Here is a 350-nt window from a genome sequence, read left to right on the forward strand (position 1 = left end):
CAGCGCACTCTGGCGAAGAAATTCCGAACGCTCGCCGCCCCCGGCCCAACAGGTGATGTGGGCTCCCTGCATAGGCCGCAGCAATGCCGGGCTTTCGCCCAAAGCTTCCGTCTCGTCGATGCTCAGGGTCTGGTTCAGCGCGGTGGACATCAGCGGCCGAAGGTCCTGCAGGCCTGAGATCGAAACGACCTTGCGAATGCGCCGCGCCACATCGGACGCTAGCGGCGATGTCACGGTCACCATGCGGCTGGCGAGATGTCCGCCGGCCGAATGCCCGCTCAGCATCAGCGGGCCATCGACCATGGCTGCCGCGTTGCCGATCGCGGCCGCGACTTCAGTGACGATGCCGC

The 350-nt window shown here is 66.3% G+C and carries 1 pseudogene; it reads right to left on the reverse strand.

Annotated elements, in window-relative coordinates:
• A pseudogene (locus EN852_RS36865) lies at positions 1-350 on the reverse strand (DUF2974 domain-containing protein); the annotation flags it as partial.

The organism is Mesorhizobium sp. M2E.F.Ca.ET.209.01.1.1, from assembly GCF_004010375.2.
In the GTDB taxonomy this organism is placed as follows: domain Bacteria; phylum Pseudomonadota; class Alphaproteobacteria; order Rhizobiales; family Rhizobiaceae; genus Mesorhizobium.